The sequence below is a fragment of the Methylomonas sp. genome (assembly GCF_023228165.1).
Classification (GTDB): domain Bacteria; phylum Pseudomonadota; class Gammaproteobacteria; order Methylococcales; family Methylomonadaceae; genus Methylomonas.
In genome coordinates this window covers 35,799-53,547 of sequence record NZ_JALOBS010000010.1, presented here as the reverse complement: position 1 = coordinate 53,547, position 17,749 = coordinate 35,799, and the positions used below count along the sequence as shown (strand labels likewise).

The 17,749-nt window shown below is 51.2% G+C and carries 15 protein-coding genes; 10 read left to right on the top strand and 5 right to left on the bottom strand.

Going from position 1 to position 17,749, the window contains the following annotated elements; all coding sequences use genetic code 11:
- Positions 1 to 17: 17 nt before the first annotated feature.
- Both M0R33_RS09220 and M0R33_RS09215 read right to left on the bottom strand, forming a co-directional pair.
- Complete coding sequence (locus M0R33_RS09220; RefSeq protein WP_292568071.1) at positions 18 to 3,035, bottom strand: EAL domain-containing protein; 3,018 nt, start codon at positions 3,033 to 3,035, stop codon at positions 18 to 20.
- Positions 3,032 to 4,078: a phosphate/phosphite/phosphonate ABC transporter substrate-binding protein gene (locus M0R33_RS09215; RefSeq protein ID WP_292568069.1), complete on the bottom strand. Its 1,047-nt coding sequence runs from the start codon at positions 4,076 to 4,078 to the stop codon at positions 3,032 to 3,034. Before M0R33_RS09215 ends, M0R33_RS09220 begins: the two co-directional genes overlap by 4 nt.
- 62 nt (positions 4,079 to 4,140) lie before the next feature.
- On the opposite strand from M0R33_RS09215, the gene M0R33_RS09210 reads away from it, so the two are divergent.
- Positions 4,141 to 8,169 (top strand): hypothetical protein, encoded by a 4,029-nt coding sequence (locus M0R33_RS09210; RefSeq protein WP_292568067.1) that lies wholly within the window; start codon positions 4,141 to 4,143, stop codon positions 8,167 to 8,169.
- A gap of 40 nt (positions 8,170 to 8,209) precedes the next feature.
- Here M0R33_RS09210 and M0R33_RS09205 read toward each other — a convergent pair whose 3' ends face one another.
- The 3 genes from M0R33_RS09205 to M0R33_RS09195 form a co-directional block, all read right to left on the bottom strand.
- Positions 8,210 to 9,682 carry a methyl-accepting chemotaxis protein gene (locus M0R33_RS09205; RefSeq protein WP_292568065.1) on the bottom strand — a complete coding sequence of 491 codons (1,473 nt, stop codon included), beginning with the start codon at positions 9,680 to 9,682 and terminating at the stop codon, positions 8,210 to 8,212.
- Positions 9,679 to 10,224: a PAS domain-containing protein gene (locus M0R33_RS09200; RefSeq protein ID WP_292568063.1), complete on the bottom strand. Its 546-nt coding sequence runs from the start codon at positions 10,222 to 10,224 to the stop codon at positions 9,679 to 9,681. The genes M0R33_RS09205 and M0R33_RS09200 overlap by 4 nt, the downstream gene beginning before the upstream one ends.
- A gap of 304 nt (positions 10,225 to 10,528) precedes the next feature.
- Positions 10,529 to 10,891 carry a glycine zipper family protein gene (locus M0R33_RS09195; protein WP_292568246.1) on the bottom strand — a complete coding sequence of 121 codons (363 nt, stop codon included), beginning with the start codon at positions 10,889 to 10,891 and terminating at the stop codon, positions 10,529 to 10,531.
- A gap of 189 nt (positions 10,892 to 11,080) precedes the next feature.
- On the opposite strand from M0R33_RS09195, the gene rpmH reads away from it, so the two are divergent.
- From rpmH to M0R33_RS09150, 9 genes are all read left to right on the top strand, one after another.
- Positions 11,081 to 11,215 (top strand): 50S ribosomal protein L34, encoded by a 135-nt coding sequence (gene rpmH / locus M0R33_RS09190; protein ID WP_013820710.1) that lies wholly within the window; start codon positions 11,081 to 11,083, stop codon positions 11,213 to 11,215.
- Positions 11,216 to 11,584, top strand: coding sequence for a ribonuclease P protein component (rnpA, locus tag M0R33_RS09185; RefSeq protein WP_292568053.1), 369 nt, complete (start codon positions 11,216 to 11,218; stop codon positions 11,582 to 11,584).
- Positions 11,566 to 11,790 carry a membrane protein insertion efficiency factor YidD gene (gene yidD, locus M0R33_RS09180; protein ID WP_292568051.1) on the top strand — a complete coding sequence of 75 codons (225 nt, stop codon included), beginning with the start codon at positions 11,566 to 11,568 and terminating at the stop codon, positions 11,788 to 11,790. Before rnpA ends, yidD begins: the two co-directional genes overlap by 19 nt.
- Before the next feature lie 2 nt (positions 11,791 to 11,792).
- Positions 11,793 to 13,481, top strand: coding sequence for a membrane protein insertase YidC (gene yidC, locus M0R33_RS09175; RefSeq protein WP_292568049.1), 1,689 nt, complete (start codon positions 11,793 to 11,795; stop codon positions 13,479 to 13,481).
- 9 nt (positions 13,482 to 13,490) lie between these two features.
- A complete protein-coding gene (mnmE, locus tag M0R33_RS09170) occupies positions 13,491 to 14,831 on the top strand; it encodes a tRNA uridine-5-carboxymethylaminomethyl(34) synthesis GTPase MnmE (RefSeq protein ID WP_292568047.1) in 1,341 nt (446 codons plus the stop codon).
- 436 nt (positions 14,832 to 15,267) lie between these two features.
- The gene (locus tag M0R33_RS09165; protein WP_292568045.1) at positions 15,268 to 15,741 is read left to right on the top strand and encodes a YbhB/YbcL family Raf kinase inhibitor-like protein; all 474 of its coding nucleotides are present in this window, start codon (positions 15,268 to 15,270) and stop codon (positions 15,739 to 15,741) included.
- Positions 15,742 to 15,786: 45 nt separating this feature from the next.
- Positions 15,787 to 16,446 carry an SOS response-associated peptidase gene (locus tag M0R33_RS09160; protein WP_292568043.1) on the top strand — a complete coding sequence of 220 codons (660 nt, stop codon included), beginning with the start codon at positions 15,787 to 15,789 and terminating at the stop codon, positions 16,444 to 16,446.
- Positions 16,447 to 16,909: 463 nt separating this feature from the next.
- Entirely contained in the window at positions 16,910 to 17,161 is a 252-nt protein-coding gene (locus M0R33_RS09155; protein ID WP_066980822.1) for a type II toxin-antitoxin system Phd/YefM family antitoxin, read from the top strand.
- Positions 17,158 to 17,571 carry a type II toxin-antitoxin system VapC family toxin gene (locus M0R33_RS09150; protein ID WP_292568039.1) on the top strand — a complete coding sequence of 138 codons (414 nt, stop codon included), beginning with the start codon at positions 17,158 to 17,160 and terminating at the stop codon, positions 17,569 to 17,571. The genes M0R33_RS09155 and M0R33_RS09150 overlap by 4 nt, the downstream gene beginning before the upstream one ends.
- The last annotated feature ends 178 nt before the right edge of the window (positions 17,572 to 17,749 follow it).

Below are 17,749 nucleotides of genomic sequence, written 5' to 3'. Positions count from 1 at the left end.
GTCACCCAGCCAACGAATCAGCTTGTTTGCCGGTTAAACCGGGCATTAAATTCGGCTAAGGGCTCGGGATAGCCAAACAAATACCCCTGAAAATATTGGCAACCGCCGCTAATCAAATAATCGAGCTGCTGCTCGGTTTCCACCCCTTCGGCCATGATTTGTAAATTCAGACTTTGCCCCAAAACCAGGATGGTCCGAACAATCGAGTCATGATCGCGCACATTGCTTGAGCCGCTGATGAACGAACGATCTATTTTCAACTGCGTCAGCGGCAGACGCTGCAAATAGGTTAAGGAAGAATATCCGGTGCCGAAATCGTCCATCGAAAAGCCTACCCCCAGCTCTTTTAATGCTTGCATGATGGCGATAGTATTTTCCACGCTGCCCAATACCTCATTCTCGGTAACTTCCAATATTAGCCGCTTCGGATTGGCACCGGTTCGGCTGAGCATGGTTTGCAGCTGTTCCACAAAATTCTGCTGACTCAACTGCTTGGCACTAATGTTTACCGCCAAATTCAAATCCGCCATTGACGGCAACCGGGCCCAAGTCGCCAAAGTCGTGCAGGCCTCCAGTAAAGCCCAATTTCCCAACCCCACAATTACCCCGCTTTCTTCCGCCAAGACAATAAATTCCCTCGGTTCCACTATTCCGCGCCGCGGGTGCTGCCATCGCAACATCGCTTCGGCACCTAATGCCCGCCCCCACTGATCCACCTGGATTTGATAAAACAACTTGAACTGATTTCGCTCCACGCCATTACGTAACTCAGCCTCCAATGCGGCCCGCTTATTCAGCCCGGCCTGCATTTGCGGGTCGAACATACACAAGGTATTGCGCCCGGCCTGTTTGGCCTGATACATCGCCATATCCGCCTGGTTCAGCAAATCCTCGCTGCTGAGACCCGAACCGTGAAACACAGCCACCCCGATACTGGCGCTGGAATAGTGTTCCACCAGGGCGGTAGTGCCGTCAGGGTTGACTTGATGCAAGCAGTAGACCTGATTCATTTCGTTGAGGATTTTGTTACCGATTTTTTGCGCGTTAATAGCCGCGGATTGTTCGTTCGCCGATAACTCTTCCAGCAAAACCACAAACTCATCCCCACCGTGGCGAGCAACCATATCCACTTCCCTCACCGACCGGCAGAGACGCTTGCCGGCTTCGATCAATAGCTGATCGCCTAAATTATGGCCCTGGGTATCGTTTAAAATTTTGAAGCGATCCAAATCCAGAAACATGACGGCCCCGTAACCGCCTTTACGCTGATTAGCGATTAATGCGGCCTCCAGTTTTTCAAGCAACAGCCGTCGGTTGGGTAAATCCGTTAACGGGTCGTAAAACGCTAATTTATAAATACGCGCTTCGTTCAGCTTGCGTTCGGTAATATCGGTAAACGTCACCACGTAATGCGTCAAATGTCCCTGTTGATTGATAACCTTTGTGATGGACAACCATTGCGGATAATGCTCGCCGTCCTTACGGCAACTGTCGACCTCGCCTTGCCAGCATTGCTCGGCATCGGCATTATCCCAAACGGCCAGATCCAGAGCCGCTTGCTGCGGCCAACAAGCAATTTGTTTGGGGGATTTACCGATACATTCCTCGGCCGAATAACCGGTTAACACGCTAAACATCAGGTTGACCCGGCGGATGGTCTTATCGGCATCGGTAATCATGATGCCTTCCTGGCTATTCTCGAACACCGAGGCCGCCAAGGTGAGTTCGATTTCCGCTTGCGTGCGTTGCCTTTCGCGATCGAAATTGTCCAAGGCATAGGAGATATCGTTGACCAACCCATTTAATAACGTAATGATGCTGTCGCTAAAAAAATAGGTTTGCTCGGAGTACACAGCCAAGCCGCCGATAATGTGCTTGTTTCGCAGCAATGGAAATGCCGCAACCGATTGTATACCCGCCTCCCTGGCCAATTTATGCCAGAATTGCGCTTCCGGTTCGCCGAGCAAATCATTCAAAATGCAGGGTTGTTTTTGGCGTATGGCACGGGCCAAAACGGTTTGGCCGTAGGGCGAACGCGGGTCGACACTAATATGCAGCTTATCGACATAACCCGGCTCGCTATCGCTATGCGTCAACACCTTGATCTGTCCGGACGCATCCAGCATACCGACGAATACTAAGCGTAAGCGGATTTTTTCCTTCAAAATATTGCATATCCGCGTCAGTAAACTGTATTCGTCGGATTCGCGCACAATGGTGGCCACACTCTCGGTCCATGCCGCATAAACCCGGTTCAACAAATCCAATTGCTGCTCGGAACGCACCAAGGTATCCAGCATATTGTTCAAGGACCGACCCAACTGGCTAATTTCGTTATTGCCTTCCAGCTGGCTGCGTTCGGCGCGAGATCCGGTTTCAATGGCCGACGCCACTCTCATCAGTGACTGCAAGGGTTTGATCAGACTGGTCGATAGCCACAACGATACCAGCAGCAATACCACTACCGTCACCACAATAAACTTTAAACTGGCGACGGCCACCGAGCGTAAGTTGGCCTGCGTGGCCTGCTGATCCAGTTCGATACGCGCCCACCCCACCAGATGCGCATTCACCGTAATAGGCACCGCCACATCGATCATATGTCGATCGGCCAGCAACAACCGGGTTTTTGGCTGCTGCCGGCTCAATAACTGCTGACTCAAATCATCAGACACATATAGACCGATTTCATTGGTTCGGGTGGACGCCAGCACTTGCCCGCGCGGCGAAAGCACGAACGCTCTAATTAAGTTAGGGGTTTGAGCATACCCTTGCAGAATCTCCTGCAGGCCGACCACATCATTCGCCAACACCCAGGAGCTGCTGCTGTTTGCCAGTCCATTGGCAAGCGCCTTCGCCCGCAATATACTGGTTTGGTCCAAAATGTGCTGTTGCTGCTTTAATAACAAGCCGGCCAAGCCCAGCATCATCAGCAATGAAACCCCACCGAAAGCCAAGGCCAGACGCCGGTGTATGGACTCCCGCCCAAACCGGCGCAGCGACTCCCACAATCGAAAGCGGAAAAAGGCAGTCATGGCCTTGGCAAATGCAGGGTTTGGTTAAGGCGCTGCAAAAATGCCTCGACAGGCGCATAAGTTTGATTGTTAGCGACTTCAAAACGCGACACGGGCACGGCTGCCAGCATGGCCCGCCCCTCATCGCTATCTTGCAGCGAAAATAATAGACGAGAAAAGTTATCAATGACCTCGACAGGTATGTCTTTTCGGACCACCCAGCCATTGTTTTGCAGCGGCTCGGTTTGCCATTTCACTTCCAATTCGGCTGCTTGCTCCGGGTGCTCCGCCAAAAATAATTTCCAAGGCACCGGCCAGGTAGCCGCCGCCGCCACATCGCCCATTAGCACATTCATGATCGAAGATTCCTGCGACCCCACATAGCGGTTTTCGATATCCTTGTTCACATCCAAACCGTGAGTATGCAGAAAATATTGCGGCATCATGGTAGCGGCGAGTGCCGTTTTTGCGGGATACGAAACCGCCTTGCCCTTAAGGTCGGCCACGCTGTTAATACCGCTGTCCTTGCGTACCAATATGATGCCGCGAAAATCCTCATCGTCCGCCATTTTTCCAAACACGCGATAACCATGTTGCAAGGCATTAATGGTTTGATAGGGATTCGGCATGGCAATGTCAAAATAGCCTCCATACAGTTTTTTATCGAATTCCTGGTAATTCCGGGATGCCTCCAGTTTAAACTCAACTTCCGGCATGTGCTGGTTGATATGTTCGACAATCGGCCCGTATACTTCAAACAGCCGTTTAGGGTTGTGCAGCGGATGAATACCGACAATGTATTCCTTTACCTGCACCCTGGGCTCAGTACTGAACGTCGGTTGATAATGGGGCAGATGGTGCGGATTGAGATAATCCTGCAAGTTATGCAGCCAACCTTCGACACCCGCTGTGTAGAATGTGTCGGCACAAACCGGGCTCAGGCAAGCCAGCCAAAACGCACAGCATAAACCCAAAATCCGCCCCAAGTTCAACATCAAAGAGTACCCTTCAACAGTTTTAATCGGCGTTGCAACTTCATCCAGCTGTTGCAATTTATTATTCACGAATATTCTAACCGCTATTTGTGGCTAAACTTGCCCTTGCATTCTTCATTGGAGCAATAAATATGACTGACGCCCGCAAATTTTTGATATTTCTGCTGCTATTTTGTCGGCCTTATCTGGCAACAGCGTTTGACAGCCAAACCGTGCCGGACGCATTAAAACCCTGGGTATCTTGGGTATTGGCCGATCAGACCCAATTCGACTGCCCGTTTTTCCATAACAACTTTCAGCAGAAAACCTGCAGTTGGCCCGGCCCGTTAAAGCTGGAATTGCAGGACCGCAATGGCCGATTTAGCGGCGCATGGCGCTTATATCAGCCCGACTGGATCATCCTGCCCGGCGACAACCGGCATTGGCCGCAACAGGTGATGGTCAACCAACAGCCGGCTGCGGTGCTAGAACACCAAAACAAGCCGGCCATTCGGATGCCCGCCGGTCATTATCAAGTCAGTGGCGAATTCAACTGGGATAAACTGCCGGAAAGCCTTGCGGTTGCCCAGAATTCCGGTTTGGTTCAATTATCCGTAAACCGCCAATCCATCGCCTATCCGCGTATCGAGCAAGGCGCAATCTGGTTGCATGGTCCGTCCGCTTCAGCCGATACTCAACAGGATAGTCAGGACCTGCAAGTCTTTAGAGAAGTCATTGACGACAACCCTTTACAAATCAATACGCGCCTGCAATTAAACATCTCCGGCACGGCCCGTGAAATCAGCTTGCCGCATGCATTGTTACCAGACTTTATTCCGGTTGGGCTCGAGAGCCCACTGCCTGCCCGCATCGAAACCGATGGCAGCCTGTTGCTGCAGGTCCGCCCCGGCAGTTGGAGCATTACCTTACAAGCCCGTCACCCTCGACCACTGCTGAAACTGGACTTCGCCGTTCAAGACCCCAATTGGCCGGCATCCGAATTATGGGCATTTCAGGCCATGCCTGCCTTACGTCTGGTGGAAGTCACGGGCTTGCCTGCCATAGACGCCAGCCAAACCAACCTACCGGCGGAATGGCGGCATCTACCAACCTATCAGATCAAACAAGGGCAAAGCATGCAATTTAATTTGATCCGGCAAGGCGATCCCGAACCCGAACCCAATCAATTGAATTTACAGCGCAAACTCTGGCTGGACTTCGACGGTGGCGGTTACACTGTTAGCGACCGGATCAACGGCAAAATGACCCGCGACTGGCGCTTGAACGCTTTACCTAATACGTCATTGGGACAAGTGTTGCTGAACGGGCAAAATCAATTGATAACCCAGCTTGGCGATCGGCGGCAGGGCGTCGAAGTTCGCCGAGGCGCCATACAATTACAGGCCGATAGCCGTATCGACAACCACATCGGCACGCTGAATGCCGTCGGCTGGCAACAAGCCTTTCAACAGGCCCAGGCTGAATTAAATATCCCGCCCGGCTGGCGTCTGCTGGCCGTCAGCGGCGTGGACAACGATCCCGATAGCTGGCTGACCCGCTGGACCTTGCTCGACCTGTTTTTGGTGTTGATCGTGGCATTGGCCATCGGCCGGCTGTGGTGCTGGCAATGGGGGCTGCTGGCTCTGTTTAGCCTAGCCTTGTTCTGGCATGAGGCCGAGGCGCCACGTTGGATATGGCTGAATACGCTCGCAGCCCTGGCATTATTAAAAGTATTGCCGGCGAACCGCTTTTCGCACTGGGTGAAGTGGTATCGCAATCTCTGCTGGCTGAGCCTGATCATAATCGTGGTGCCGTTCATGATAGCGCAAATCCGTATCGGTATTTACCCGCAACTGGAAAGATCTTGGCAACCGATTCAAGCCAATTATTATACCGAGAGCGATGCACTCAGCGGCGGCATTGCCGAGGAACAACTGAGCATGGCCCCGCCCGCCTCGCCCGCCCCACGCTTAGCCCGAAAAATGATGAATAAGGCCTATTCCAGCATGGCCGGCGATGACGGCTCCGCCACCAACTTCGATCGTATTGATCCGGAGGCCAATCTGCAAACCGGCCCGGGCTTGCCGCAATGGCAGTGGCAAACAGTGCAACTCGTCTGGAACGGCGCGGTGGATAGCCAGCAGGCCATCCGGCTGTGGTATTTGTCACCCGGCTGGACTTTGTTGCTGCATATTGCCCAAGCCTTGCTGGCGGCATTGCTGACCTTAAAAATGCTGGGTCTGGTCAACAACCGATGGCGTATCACCTTTCCGGCCGCGCCTGTCTGGTTGCTGGTACCGATATTGATGATGCCCGGCCATGACAGCTGGGCGGACATACCCGATCAAGCCCTGCTGGAGCAGTTAAAATCCCGGCTATTACAAGCACCGAAATGCTTGCCTTCCTGTGCGCAAATCGCCAGCATGGCTATCCATATCAAACCGGACAGCATGCAAATAGAATTGTCGATTCATGCGCAAGAAGCGGTCGCCGTGCCGTTGCCTGCCCAATTGAAACAGTGGTTTCCAGAACAGATCACTACCGACGGTCATCCCGCCCAGGCTTTAGTCAGACAAAACGATGGCTCACTCTGGTTGGGGGTCGATGAGGGTGTGCATAAAGTCTTGTTGCAAGGCCGGCATACGCCGCAGTATAAATTTACCCTGCCTTTACCCTTGCAACCGCAACAAACGCATATCGATAGCGAAGGATGGCGAGTCGATGGGTTATACGAAGACGCTAAAACCGGCCCGCAACTGGAATTTACCCGCCTCAACCCCGAAGCGACTCGGCAAACCAAACAATTGCTGCAAACCGCCATGCCGGCCTTTGTACGCATCGAAAGAACCTTGCAATTGGGCCTGGACTGGCGCGTCGCCACACGGGTTGTCAAATTGGCCGGCAACGACAGCCCGGTGGTTTTAGAATTCCCACTGCTTCCGGGAGAAGCCGTCACCAGCGCTAAAATTCACGTTAAAGACGGTAAAGTCCTGGTCAACATACCAGCCGGACAAGCCAGCCTGGAATGGCAGTCGCTATTGGAAAAACGCGAACAATTGCAGTTAACCGCCGCCGAAAATGCCGCTTGGAGCGAATTATGGCGTGCCGACGTCAGCCCGACCTGGCATTTACAAACCAGCGGCATTGCCGTTGTGCACCATCAAGACCAACAGGGGGCCTGGCTACCCGAATGGCGACCCTGGCCGGGTCAGAGCGTAACCTTGCAAATCAGCCGGCCGGCCGCAGTGCCCGGGCCAACCCTGACCATAGACAAAACCGAATTGAGCATTCAGCCCGGTAAACGCAGCCAGCAAGCCAGTTTGAATTTGCACATGCGCAGCTCCAAGGGCGGCCAGCATAATGTGCAACTACCGCCACAAGCCGTGCTGCAAAACGTCGCGATTGACGGCGTCAGCCAACCTATCCGACAAAAAGACCTAACCGTCACGCTGCCGATTAGGCCGGGTGCGCAGCAAATATCCTTAAGTTGGCAGACGCAAAACGAACAGGCCACCATCTTGACCACACCTTCGGTTGACCTGGGCATCGCTAGCGTCAACAGCCAAATACAAGTAATTAACGGTCAGGATCGCTGGGTGATATTCACTTTCGGCCCAAAATTCGGCCCTGCCGCGTTAATTTGGGGTTTAGTAGCCGTGTTACTGTTATTGGCCATCGGACTAGGCAAAACCCCATTAACCCCGTTAAAAACCCGGCATTGGTTTCTGCTGCTGCTGGGCTTAAGCCAAATCCATATCGCAGCCGGTCTGCTGGTAATCGCTTGGCTGTTTGCGCTGGGTTCACGGGCAAAATACCCTCCAACCTCGCCAACTTATTTTAATTTGGTGCAAGTAGGTTTAGGACTGTTGACGCTGACAGCGGTAATATTGCTATTTGCCGCCGTCCAGCAAGGCTTACTCGGCGCGCCGGATATGCAAATTACCGGCAATCAATCCACGGCGCTAAACTTGAACTGGTATCAGGATCACAGCGGCCCCAGCTTGCCAACCGCAACCGTGGTAGCCGTGCCGATGATGGTTTATCGGATACTGATGCTGGGTTGGTCCTTGTGGATGGCGCTGGCGCTATTGAATTGGCTGCAATGGGGCTGGTCATGTTTTGCCCAAGACGGCATTTGGAAAAAGAAAGCTAACCTACAACCGACAAAAGTGCCTGAATAATAATAGCCCGGATAGCCATTGGGCTATCCGGGCTATTAATTTATTTCAAGCGATTTTTTTCTTCCACCATCTCGTCGATGTATTGCATGACCAAATTGCTAGCCGCTTCCGACGCATGCATTTGTTTGATGATTTCATCCAGCTTCACTGCATCGGTTTCCCAATTTCCACGTGAAATTTCATAGGCCAATTGCGTGGTTCTGTGTATATCCTGATGGGGTATTTCCAAATGGCCGTATGCTTCGGTGGTCCGGAATTTTTCATAGCCGATACCCTCGTAATACCATTTACCCAGCCGACAGTTGTGATTATCGATTTTAATGGCGCGGTATTCCGGACAATCGTCATGGCTTTCGATCGCAATATAGCCGTTTTGCTTGTAGATAATGTGGTCCAGCTTGGTCAACAAGCCAAAAGACTTATCCTTGGCATAGGTAATGTACCCCACAGAAGCCTTTGCCGAATCGGATAACCCTGCAAACTGGTGCCTGAACGAGCTGACCTGCTGCATAACCTCCTGCGATAACGACGAAGAGCTTTCCGCCTCCTGATGCATTTGTCCGACGCGCATGTTAAAGGCCTTTAACGTTCTGGACACTTCCAAGGCAGCATTCTTAGTATGTTCCGACAGATTTTTCACCTCATCGGCGACAACGGCAAAGCCGCGGCCATGTTCGCCGGCCCGGGCCGCTTCTATGGATGCATTCAATGCCAACAGATTGGTTTGATCGGCAATCCCGGTGATCATGGATAATGATTCAGTAATTTTTTTGCTATCGCTGATCAAATCGCTGATCACTTCCGATACCGAATGAACCGTGGCGTTAATATTTTGCAATGACGAACTGATCTGCTCTACGGTATCCAGGCTGTCATCGGCGTTGCGGCCGGTTTCCATGGTAATGATTTCCACCTTTTGCAATTGTTCGGTGATACCAATCAGATCATTTTGACAAGCCTTTAAATTGCCTGACAGGTTAGCGGTATTTAGAGAATGCAGGCCGGCGGATAGGCGTCTTTTCACCATCAACTTGGCATTTTCATTCATTTGCTCCAATGCCGAGTTCATGTCTTTGGTCGACTGCTTTAACAAACCGGGTAACCCGTCTCCCAAGGCATACCGATCATGATTTCCTTTGGCGGCCTCATTGAAACAAGTATTGATTTCCTTAAAATACGACTCGATGATATCTAACGTTTCGTTCAATTCCCAAGCCACCTTACCTACTTCGCCCAAACCACGGGTGCCTGTAACACGGTGGTAAAGTTCCCCATGGTTAGTCAATCTCAATACGTCTTCCATGCGCCCCAATACATCCAGATTTTGTTTGGCGGTTTTCCAGATGTACCATGCGATGACGGGATTCGGAATAGTCAAAGCCAACGCAACCCAGGAAAAACCCTGCGCCATCAGGCAATAGGCAAACAGTGCCAGCGCGAAAAACAAGATACCCGCAACTGCGTAGTTTACCCGGGTTTTCAAAAACGGAATATTAGCGCTGACTCTGCTCATTTCGATACTCCGTTGGGTTTATACAGCTGCAGCACCAGGTTGTTGTAACTTTTGGACCCGGTTCGTTTGACTACATCGAAAAGGTACTCCAGCGACTGAACAGGCGCCTCCTTGACGGAACTGTTTTTTTCTATAGCCAACATTTCGTTATAAACCGGGGTAATGACTTCAAGCGCCGAGCGCGGCGGATTACGCCGCACGGAATAGTAACCCTGTAATATTCCATCTTTGTCATAGTCCGGCGTGATATTGGCAAAGACCCAATAAAAGCCGCCATCGGCACAGAGGTTTTTGGCAAACCCGAAAAATTCCTCGCCGGACTTCAAGGTATCCCACATAAACCGAAACACCCCTCGCGGCATGTCGGGATGACGTATGATGTTATGTTGTACGCCTAGTAATTGATGTTCCGGATAGCCTGCTATTTCCATAAATATCCGGTTGGCATAGGTTATCCGACCGGACTTGTCCGTTTTGGAGACTATAAAGTCTTCCTCGGCCAATTTGTATTCTGTGTTATTGGGGGTAATACCGGGTTTCATGTCCACACCTTATTGTTATATTCCTGATAAATTTTAGGTCTTTTTATCAAAAAAACTAACTCGCATCCTGTTTTATGCAAAATAACCGGTACCCATGCCCAAAAGCGTCATACCCCAGGTAAAAAATACACCCGCCGACGTTTGATCAAATCAGTGAATACGCGTCGAAAGAAAGCAGACTGTTAAACAGCAGCTGTTTAGGCGCTAAAAGTCGCCAGACATTGAAATTTTACAAATGCAACTAAGGTAACGATTGCAGATAACCTGAGACATCAATCACCTGCAATCGAGGATGGCTGGAACTTTAATTGAGGACAGTATGGCCACGCTGTCTTAAGCAACTTCTGTAAGCGTTTTTATAGCCGTCGTCGGATTGTATGCCTTGCTTGGCCCCGCCGCCTATGCCGCCCGCCGCCGCACCAATCGCCGCGCCTTTACCCGGATTGCCGGTCACCGCGCCAATTGCCGCGCCGCCAGCAGCGCCAATCAAACCGCCAACAGCAGCTCCTGTGGCCGTCTCTTTGAAAGAGCTGGCGGCTTGCGACGCCAGTTGCTGGCATTCCTGCATATCCTGGTCGAGTCTATATGCATTCCTGTCGTTATAGGTATCCACGGTAGGCCTCCAACCTGTAGTTGTCGCACAGCCTGCCAATAGCAACCCTGCCATTAATGAAACCGAACGGTTGAATTTGTTCACGTCTAAACTCCTGCTGTTATGTTGAAAATTCCCACTTATTTTTATACAGTACTCTATGTTCTACCAATTTGATAATACCAAGTCAAATTGACAGTATGAAGCTGTTCACGTATTATCCGCAGCCTTTTTTATCCGTTTTATTTAATAAGGCAAACTCTCATGAAAAGAACCTATCAACCAAGCAAACTTAAACGCGCCAGAACCCACGGCTTCCGTGCCAGAATGGCTACTGTAGGCGGGCGCAGAGTGATCAATGCGCGCAGAGCGAAAGGCCGCGCTTCCTTGACAGTCTAATTGTCAGCCGAAGACTTCGGTTTTCCCGATTTATATCGGCTCAGGACGCCCGCCGAATATAAAAATGTCTTTTCAAACCCTGTAAAATCCAGTGATAAGTATTTTACAGTGCTAGCGATCAACAGTCCTTTGCCGCATCCGCGGCTGGGATTGGCCATCGCCAAAAAAGCCATTAAAAAAGCAGTCGCACGGAATCGCATAAAAAGAATTGTCCGGGAGAGCTTTCGCTTACAAAAACAACAGATTGTCAACATAGATATTGTGGTATTGGCGCGCGGTGACGCAGCAAATGCGGACGTGCAAATTTTGAGGAAGTCATTGGAAAGGCATTGGCTTAAATTGGTAGATCGATGCGATTCCTGCTCATAACCCTGATCAAGGTTTACAAATACTTCATAAGCCCGCTACTGGGACCGAGATGTCGTTTCTATCCCAGTTGCTCAAGTTATGGCATGGAGGCTATTCAACTGCATGGTGCTGCCAAGGGCTCCTACCTCACGCTTCGACGATTATTAAAATGCCACCCCTTCCACGAGGGCGGCATTGATCCTGTTCCAGAAAAATTGAGTAAATAACAATGGATAACATTAGATTTATACTTGTCATGGCGATGCTGATGATCTCCTATATGCTTTGGGAATCATGGCAGATTGATTATGGCCCGAAACCGCAAGCAATCGTCTCCGACACCCCGTTAGTCGCCGGCGGTAACGAAATAGCCTCATCGGCAAATCCTGTCCAAACAGAAGGAAGCCAGCCGGCGGACGCTGCAAGCGCCCGCATCATCACAGTAAAAACAGACGTATTTGCCCTGGAAATCGATCCTGAGGGCGGCACCCTGCGCAATCTGGACTTGCTGCAATACCCGCACGAAAAAGAAAACACCTACGTCAATAAGGCCTACAAGCTGATTGGCATGCAAGCACCGGAAAAAGATCTGTCTCCCATCCGCTTGTTCGACAGCAATCCCGACAACCTGTTTCTGGCTCAAAGCGGCTTGGTTGCCAGCGGCGACTCCGCCAGCGTACCCGACCACCATGCCCAGTTCGACAGCGAGAAATCCAGCTACCAGCTGCGGGAAGGCCAGGACGCGCTGAGCGTTCCCTTGACCTGGACAAACCAACAAGGCCTGCGCATCACCAAAACTTTTACGTTCAAGCGCGGCAGTTATGCTGTCGATGTGACGCATAAAGTCAGCAACCAGTCCGATAAACCCTGGACAGGCCGCCAATACAATCAGCTGTTACGCGTCGAACACAGCGACAAAAGCGGCAACAACTTCATCAGAACCTATTCCGGCGGCGTTGTTTATACCCAAAAAGACAAATACCAAAAAGTCAAATACGACGACATGGTCGACAGCAACCTGGATGTCGCCACTCAAGGCGGCTGGAGCGCATTCATCCAGCATTATTTCGCCAGCGCCTGGATTCCGCCCGCCGACCAGGAAAACCATTTCTACACCAAAGCGCTCAACGAAGGCCGCTTCGTAATCGGCTCCTACTCGCAAGATGTCAGCGTACAACCGGCCAACGACGGGATTTTCAACGCGCAAATATTCGTCGGCCCAAAAATTCAGCCCATGATGGAAGCAGTAGCCCCCGGCCTGGAACTGACCGTCGACTACAGCTGGTTGACCATCGTTGCCAAACCGATTTACTGGATGCTGAACCAGATTTACGACTATGTCGGCAACTGGGGCATCGCTATCCTGGGCGTCACTTTCTTCATCAAAGCCTTGTTCTTCAAGCTGTCTAAAGCCAGCTTCCAGTCCATGGCCAAAATGCGCAAGATTCAACCCAAGTTGAAAGAACTGCAAGAGCGCTATCCTGACGACAGGCAGAAATTCAATACCGAAATGATGGCCATGTACAAAAAGGAAAAGGTCAACCCGCTGGGCGGCTGTTTGCCCATGCTGGTACAGATTCCGGTGTTTATTTCGCTGTACTGGGTGCTGATCGAAACCGTGGAACTGCGCCAGGCGCCTTTTATGCTGTGGATACAGGATTTATCGGCGCAAGACCCCTTCTACCTGTTGCCGATTGTGTACGGTATCACCATGAAAATTCAGCAAAGCCTGAATCCGGCGCCTATCGACCCGTTGCAAGCGCAGGTAATGAAAATGTTCCCTATCGTTTTCACCGTATTCTTCCTGTTCTTCCCTTCGGGCTTGGTCGTCTACTGGATCTGCAACAATAGTTTGTCGATCATCCAACAGTGGTACATCACCAAACACGTACTGGAAGGCGACTCCCACGCCCATTAAGCTGAAAAGATGGTAAGCACTAGCGACACCATCGCCGCAATAGCCACACCGCCGGGTAACGGCGGTGTCGGCATTATCCGCATCTCCGGGCCTGTCGCACTCGACATCGGCCGACAAATCACCCGCAAAACACCCAAACCCCGTTACGCCCTGTTTAGCCGGTTTTACGATGCGGACGATAGCGTCATCGATTCCGGGCTGGCGCTGTATTTCCCCGGCCCGGCGTCGTTTACCGGCGAGGATACTCTGGAACTGCAAGGCCACGGCGGCAGCGTGGTATTGGATATGCTGTTGCGCCGAGCCTTGAGCCTGGGGGCACGCCCGGCCAATCCCGGTGAATTCAGTCAGCGGGCTTTTTTAAACAACAAAATCGACCTAGCCCAAGCCGAAGCCATCGCCGACCTGATCACCAGCGGCACCGAACAAGCCGTACGCTCCGCGCAGCAATCCATGCAAGGCGTTTTCTCGGATCAAATCAACGAATTGATAGACGAATTGATCGAACTGCGGGTTTATATCGAAGCCGCGATCGATTTTGTCGACGAAGAAATTGACTTTCTCAACGACGGCATGGTGGCCAACAAAATCGAACAACTGCACGGTAAAATACAAAAAATACATGCCACGGCCCAGCAGGGCCGCTTGCTGCACGACGGCATTAGCGTGGTGCTGGCAGGCAAACCCAACGCCGGCAAATCCAGCCTGCTGAATGCGCTGGCCGGCCACGAAGCCGCCATCGTCACCGACATCGCCGGCACCACCCGCGACGTGTTGCGGGAACGCATCCAGATCGACGGCATGCCTTTACACATCATCGACACCGCCGGCCTGCACGACAGCGACAATATCGTCGAACAGGAAGGCATCCGCCGCGCCCAACGCGAAATCGAAAAAGCCGACAAAGTCCTGCTGCTGATGGATAGCACGGACAGCGAAAACAACGCCATATTGAGCCAACTGCCCGCTGGCATCGACGTCACCCTGGTCTTCAACAAAATCGACTTGTCCGGGCACCCCGCACAAATCACAGAACATCCGCACAGAGACGAAATTTACCTGTCCGCCAAAACCGGCGCCGGTCTGGACTTGCTGAAACAATACCTGAAAAGCAGCGTAGGCTTCGGCGAAACCACCGACAACGTCTTCATCGCCCGCCGCCGCCATTTGCAAGCCTTGAGCTTGGCACAACAAGCCGTCGAAAACGCCGGCAACCAGTTAAAAAACCAGGCCCCGGAACTGGTCGCCGAAGACCTCCGCCAAGCCCAAACCAGCCTGTCGGAAATCACCGGCGAATTTACTTCCGACGACCTGTTGGGTGAAATTTTCGGTAGTTTTTGTATAGGCAAGTGAAGCATAGAATCGCCATACACGAAGTAAAGTGGGTTCGCAGGCATCGCTGCAAATGAAAAATAGGCATACTTTAATTACGCATTTTGGCTGCAATCATATATGACCAGCGAGAACGTGATTTGAATGCGTAAAGTCTACCCTAAGGCGTCATAGGACCTAAGTCAGACTCATCACACAGCCCGACAAGCCCTTTTGCGACTCCCTAAGCCGCTATTGCAATGCCCTATACAGAAAGTCCCCGATCCGATTAAACAAGTCAGCATAAGTTGCCGGTTTGCCACCTGATCAGGTAAGGTTTATGCTCATCGTTTAGGCTGAGTTTATGCTAAAGAGGTCATCAATGATCGCGCTTGAAGGTTTTTCCAAAATAAGGCTATTGTCCACCTGTTTCTGTTTATTGTTAGCCTTGAATGCTTACCCAGAGGGAGGGCAAAACATGACGATGATCCTCAAATCTCCGAATTTTGCACATCAAGCGGATATCCCCAAACAGTTCACTTGCCAAGGTGACGATAGCTCGCCTGCTTTAAGCTGGTCTGGAGTTCCCGCGCAAGCCAAAAGTCTGGTCTTGATCGTTGATGACCCCGACGCCCCAGACCCCGCTGATCCCAAAATGACTTGGGTGCATTGGGTGCTATATAACATTCCGCCTGCGATTTGCGAATTACCGGAAGCCGTGGCTGCCAGCAATTTACCGGCTACGACGCAGCAAGGCCAAAACGACTGGAAACGCACGGGTTACGGCGGCCCTTGTCCACCCATAGGCAAACACCGCTACTTTCACAAGCTGTATGCGCTGGACATCGAATTGCCTGACCTCAATCAGCCGAACAAAGCCGAACTTGAAGCGTCAATGACTGGACATATCATCGAAAAGGCTGAACTCATAGGTATGTATCAGAAACAATAAAGCCGAAAGGGCAGCAGCGGAATTGTCTTAATCGGACCGATAAAGATGTGTGGCCGTTACAGCCTGTCTGCCAGCTCAGAAACCATTGTTGAACATTTTCAATTGCTGAGACAGCTGCGCTTTCAACCCAGCTACAACATCGCGCCGAGTCAGAAAATTCTCAGTATCGTGGAACTGGACGATCAATCGCGTAAGGCGGTCAAGCTGTTTTGGGGCTTAGTGCCATCGTGGTCGAAAGATACCAAAAACAGTTCGCACCTGATCAATGCCCGAGCTGAAACCGTGCGCGAAAAGCCGTCGTTTCGGGCAGCGTTTAAACATCGTCGCTGTTTGATTCCAGCGGATGGCTTTTACGAGTGGGCAAAAAATGCAGACCGCAAGCAGGCGTTCCATATACATCGAGCAGATAATCAACTGTTTGCCTTTGCCGGCCTCTGGGAACAATGGCAGCATGAAACCGACACCCTGTACTCCTGCACCATTATCACCGCGGCGGCTACCGAATTGATGCAACCCATTCACGATAGAATGCCGGTCATCATTCCACTGGAACGCTATCACCAATGGTTGGATAAATCGGCCAATCCAGAGCAAGCCTTCGCGTTACTCGATAATGCCGCCTATACGGAGATGACGACCACGCCAGTCAGCGACTGGGTGAATAATCCACGGCATGATGATGAACGATGTATTCAAATGTGCTGACTGTATTGAGTAAGTACATTGCCGGGAATCAACGCGGGTGTTCGCAAACCAAATTTCGGAAATGTTTGACTAGTCAATAGCGACCCAAAAGAGCCGGTCGCGTTTCTCCATAGCGGCTAGTCAGCCAAATCCAGATTCTGCGACGGGAGGTCTATAAAGCCGCCGTTGGCGACCTCAACCAAACGGCCATCAAGAGACAGTCGCCAATTTTCAGCGATGGACAGGTAACTGGCCCATTACCGCCAATCATTTCGTTTGCTTCATATTCGCGATTTTGGATACGCATTGTTTTCATTATTGGGCTTTCCAATGGCCTACCAGATTACCTTTTACCGAAGGGAATACCTGCTTAGTCTAATCAATGGCGATGCTCAGAATCCGGGTGCAGTCAGAAGGCATGATTTGCTTTTAAAATAGTTACCGCCTAAAATCGGACTAGACCAGTCAGAATTGGAGGTTGATTATGCATACTTGGCAAATTCAGGAGGCGAAAGCACGTCTTTCCACTGTATTACGTAGCGCCGAACAGGATGGGCCGCAGGAAATCACCCATCACGGTCGTTCTGTTGCTGTACTGCTCTCACGTGCCGACTACGACCGACTCACGGGTAATCGCCAATCGCTGGTTGAGTTCATGCGCAGTTCACCTCTATATGATCAGGACGATCTCGTTATTGAACGCGATGTCAGTCTGACCCGAGAGCTCGAACTGTGAGTTATTTGATCGATACCAACGTCTTATCGGAATTGCGTCGCCGTGAACCCAATAAAGGCGTCATCGAATGGTTCGAACCACGCCCCGCCACCACGCTTTACCTCAGTGTATTGACCTTGGGAGAAATCCGTAAAGGGATCGATTCGCTGGTCAATGACGATCGCCAGTTCAAATTGCTGGATTGGCTGGAAGTGGAACTGCCCCAGTTTTTTTCCGGCCGGATTTTGAATGTGGATGCCTACGTTGCTGATCGTTGGGGACGATTGAATGCCCAAATGGGCCGACCCATCCCGGCTATCGACAGTCTACTGGCAGCCACGGCACTCACGCATGGGTTGAGACTGGTGACTCGCAATGTACGGGACTTCAATTACCCTGAGCTTGATGTCATCAATCCCTGGCAAGATTGAATTGCAGCGGGACCCGGCTTTACATGAGCATCGCGATAGCGACACAAAACCTTTTTCTAGGTTTAAATAGGCTGAAGCTTATACGTAATCAGGAAAGTATTTGTCGCGAATATTGATCGTCCACTTTCAGACAATAAGTTGTCATCAGTATTTGGTGAACGAATGACTCTTTTGGGTC

Excerpts from the sequence above, each read along its gene's own strand:
- M0R33_RS09220 (WP_292568071.1), bottom strand. The coding sequence starts at position 3,035 with ATGACTGCCTTTTTCCGCTTTCGATTGTGGGAGTCGCTGCGCCGGTTT.
- M0R33_RS09210 (WP_292568067.1), top strand. The coding sequence starts at position 4,141 with ATGACTGACGCCCGCAAATTTTTGATATTTCTGCTGCTATTTTGTCGG.
- M0R33_RS09205 (WP_292568065.1), bottom strand. The coding sequence starts at position 9,682 with ATGAGCAGAGTCAGCGCTAATATTCCGTTTTTGAAAACCCGGGTAAAC.
- M0R33_RS09200 (WP_292568063.1), bottom strand. The coding sequence starts at position 10,224 with ATGAAACCCGGTATTACCCCCAATAACACAGAATACAAATTGGCCGAG.
- M0R33_RS09195 (WP_292568246.1), bottom strand. The coding sequence starts at position 10,891 with ATGGCAGGGTTGCTATTGGCAGGCTGTGCGACAACTACAGGTTGGAGG.
- rpmH (WP_013820710.1), top strand. The coding sequence starts at position 11,081 with ATGAAAAGAACCTATCAACCAAGCAAACTTAAACGCGCCAGAACCCAC.
- yidD (WP_292568051.1), top strand. The coding sequence starts at position 11,566 with ATGCGATTCCTGCTCATAACCCTGATCAAGGTTTACAAATACTTCATA.
- yidC (WP_292568049.1), top strand. The coding sequence starts at position 11,793 with ATGGATAACATTAGATTTATACTTGTCATGGCGATGCTGATGATCTCC.
- mnmE (WP_292568047.1), top strand. The coding sequence starts at position 13,491 with ATGGTAAGCACTAGCGACACCATCGCCGCAATAGCCACACCGCCGGGT.
- M0R33_RS09165 (WP_292568045.1), top strand. The coding sequence starts at position 15,268 with ATGACGATGATCCTCAAATCTCCGAATTTTGCACATCAAGCGGATATC.
- M0R33_RS09160 (WP_292568043.1), top strand. The coding sequence starts at position 15,787 with ATGTGTGGCCGTTACAGCCTGTCTGCCAGCTCAGAAACCATTGTTGAA.
- M0R33_RS09155 (WP_066980822.1), top strand. The coding sequence starts at position 16,910 with ATGCATACTTGGCAAATTCAGGAGGCGAAAGCACGTCTTTCCACTGTA.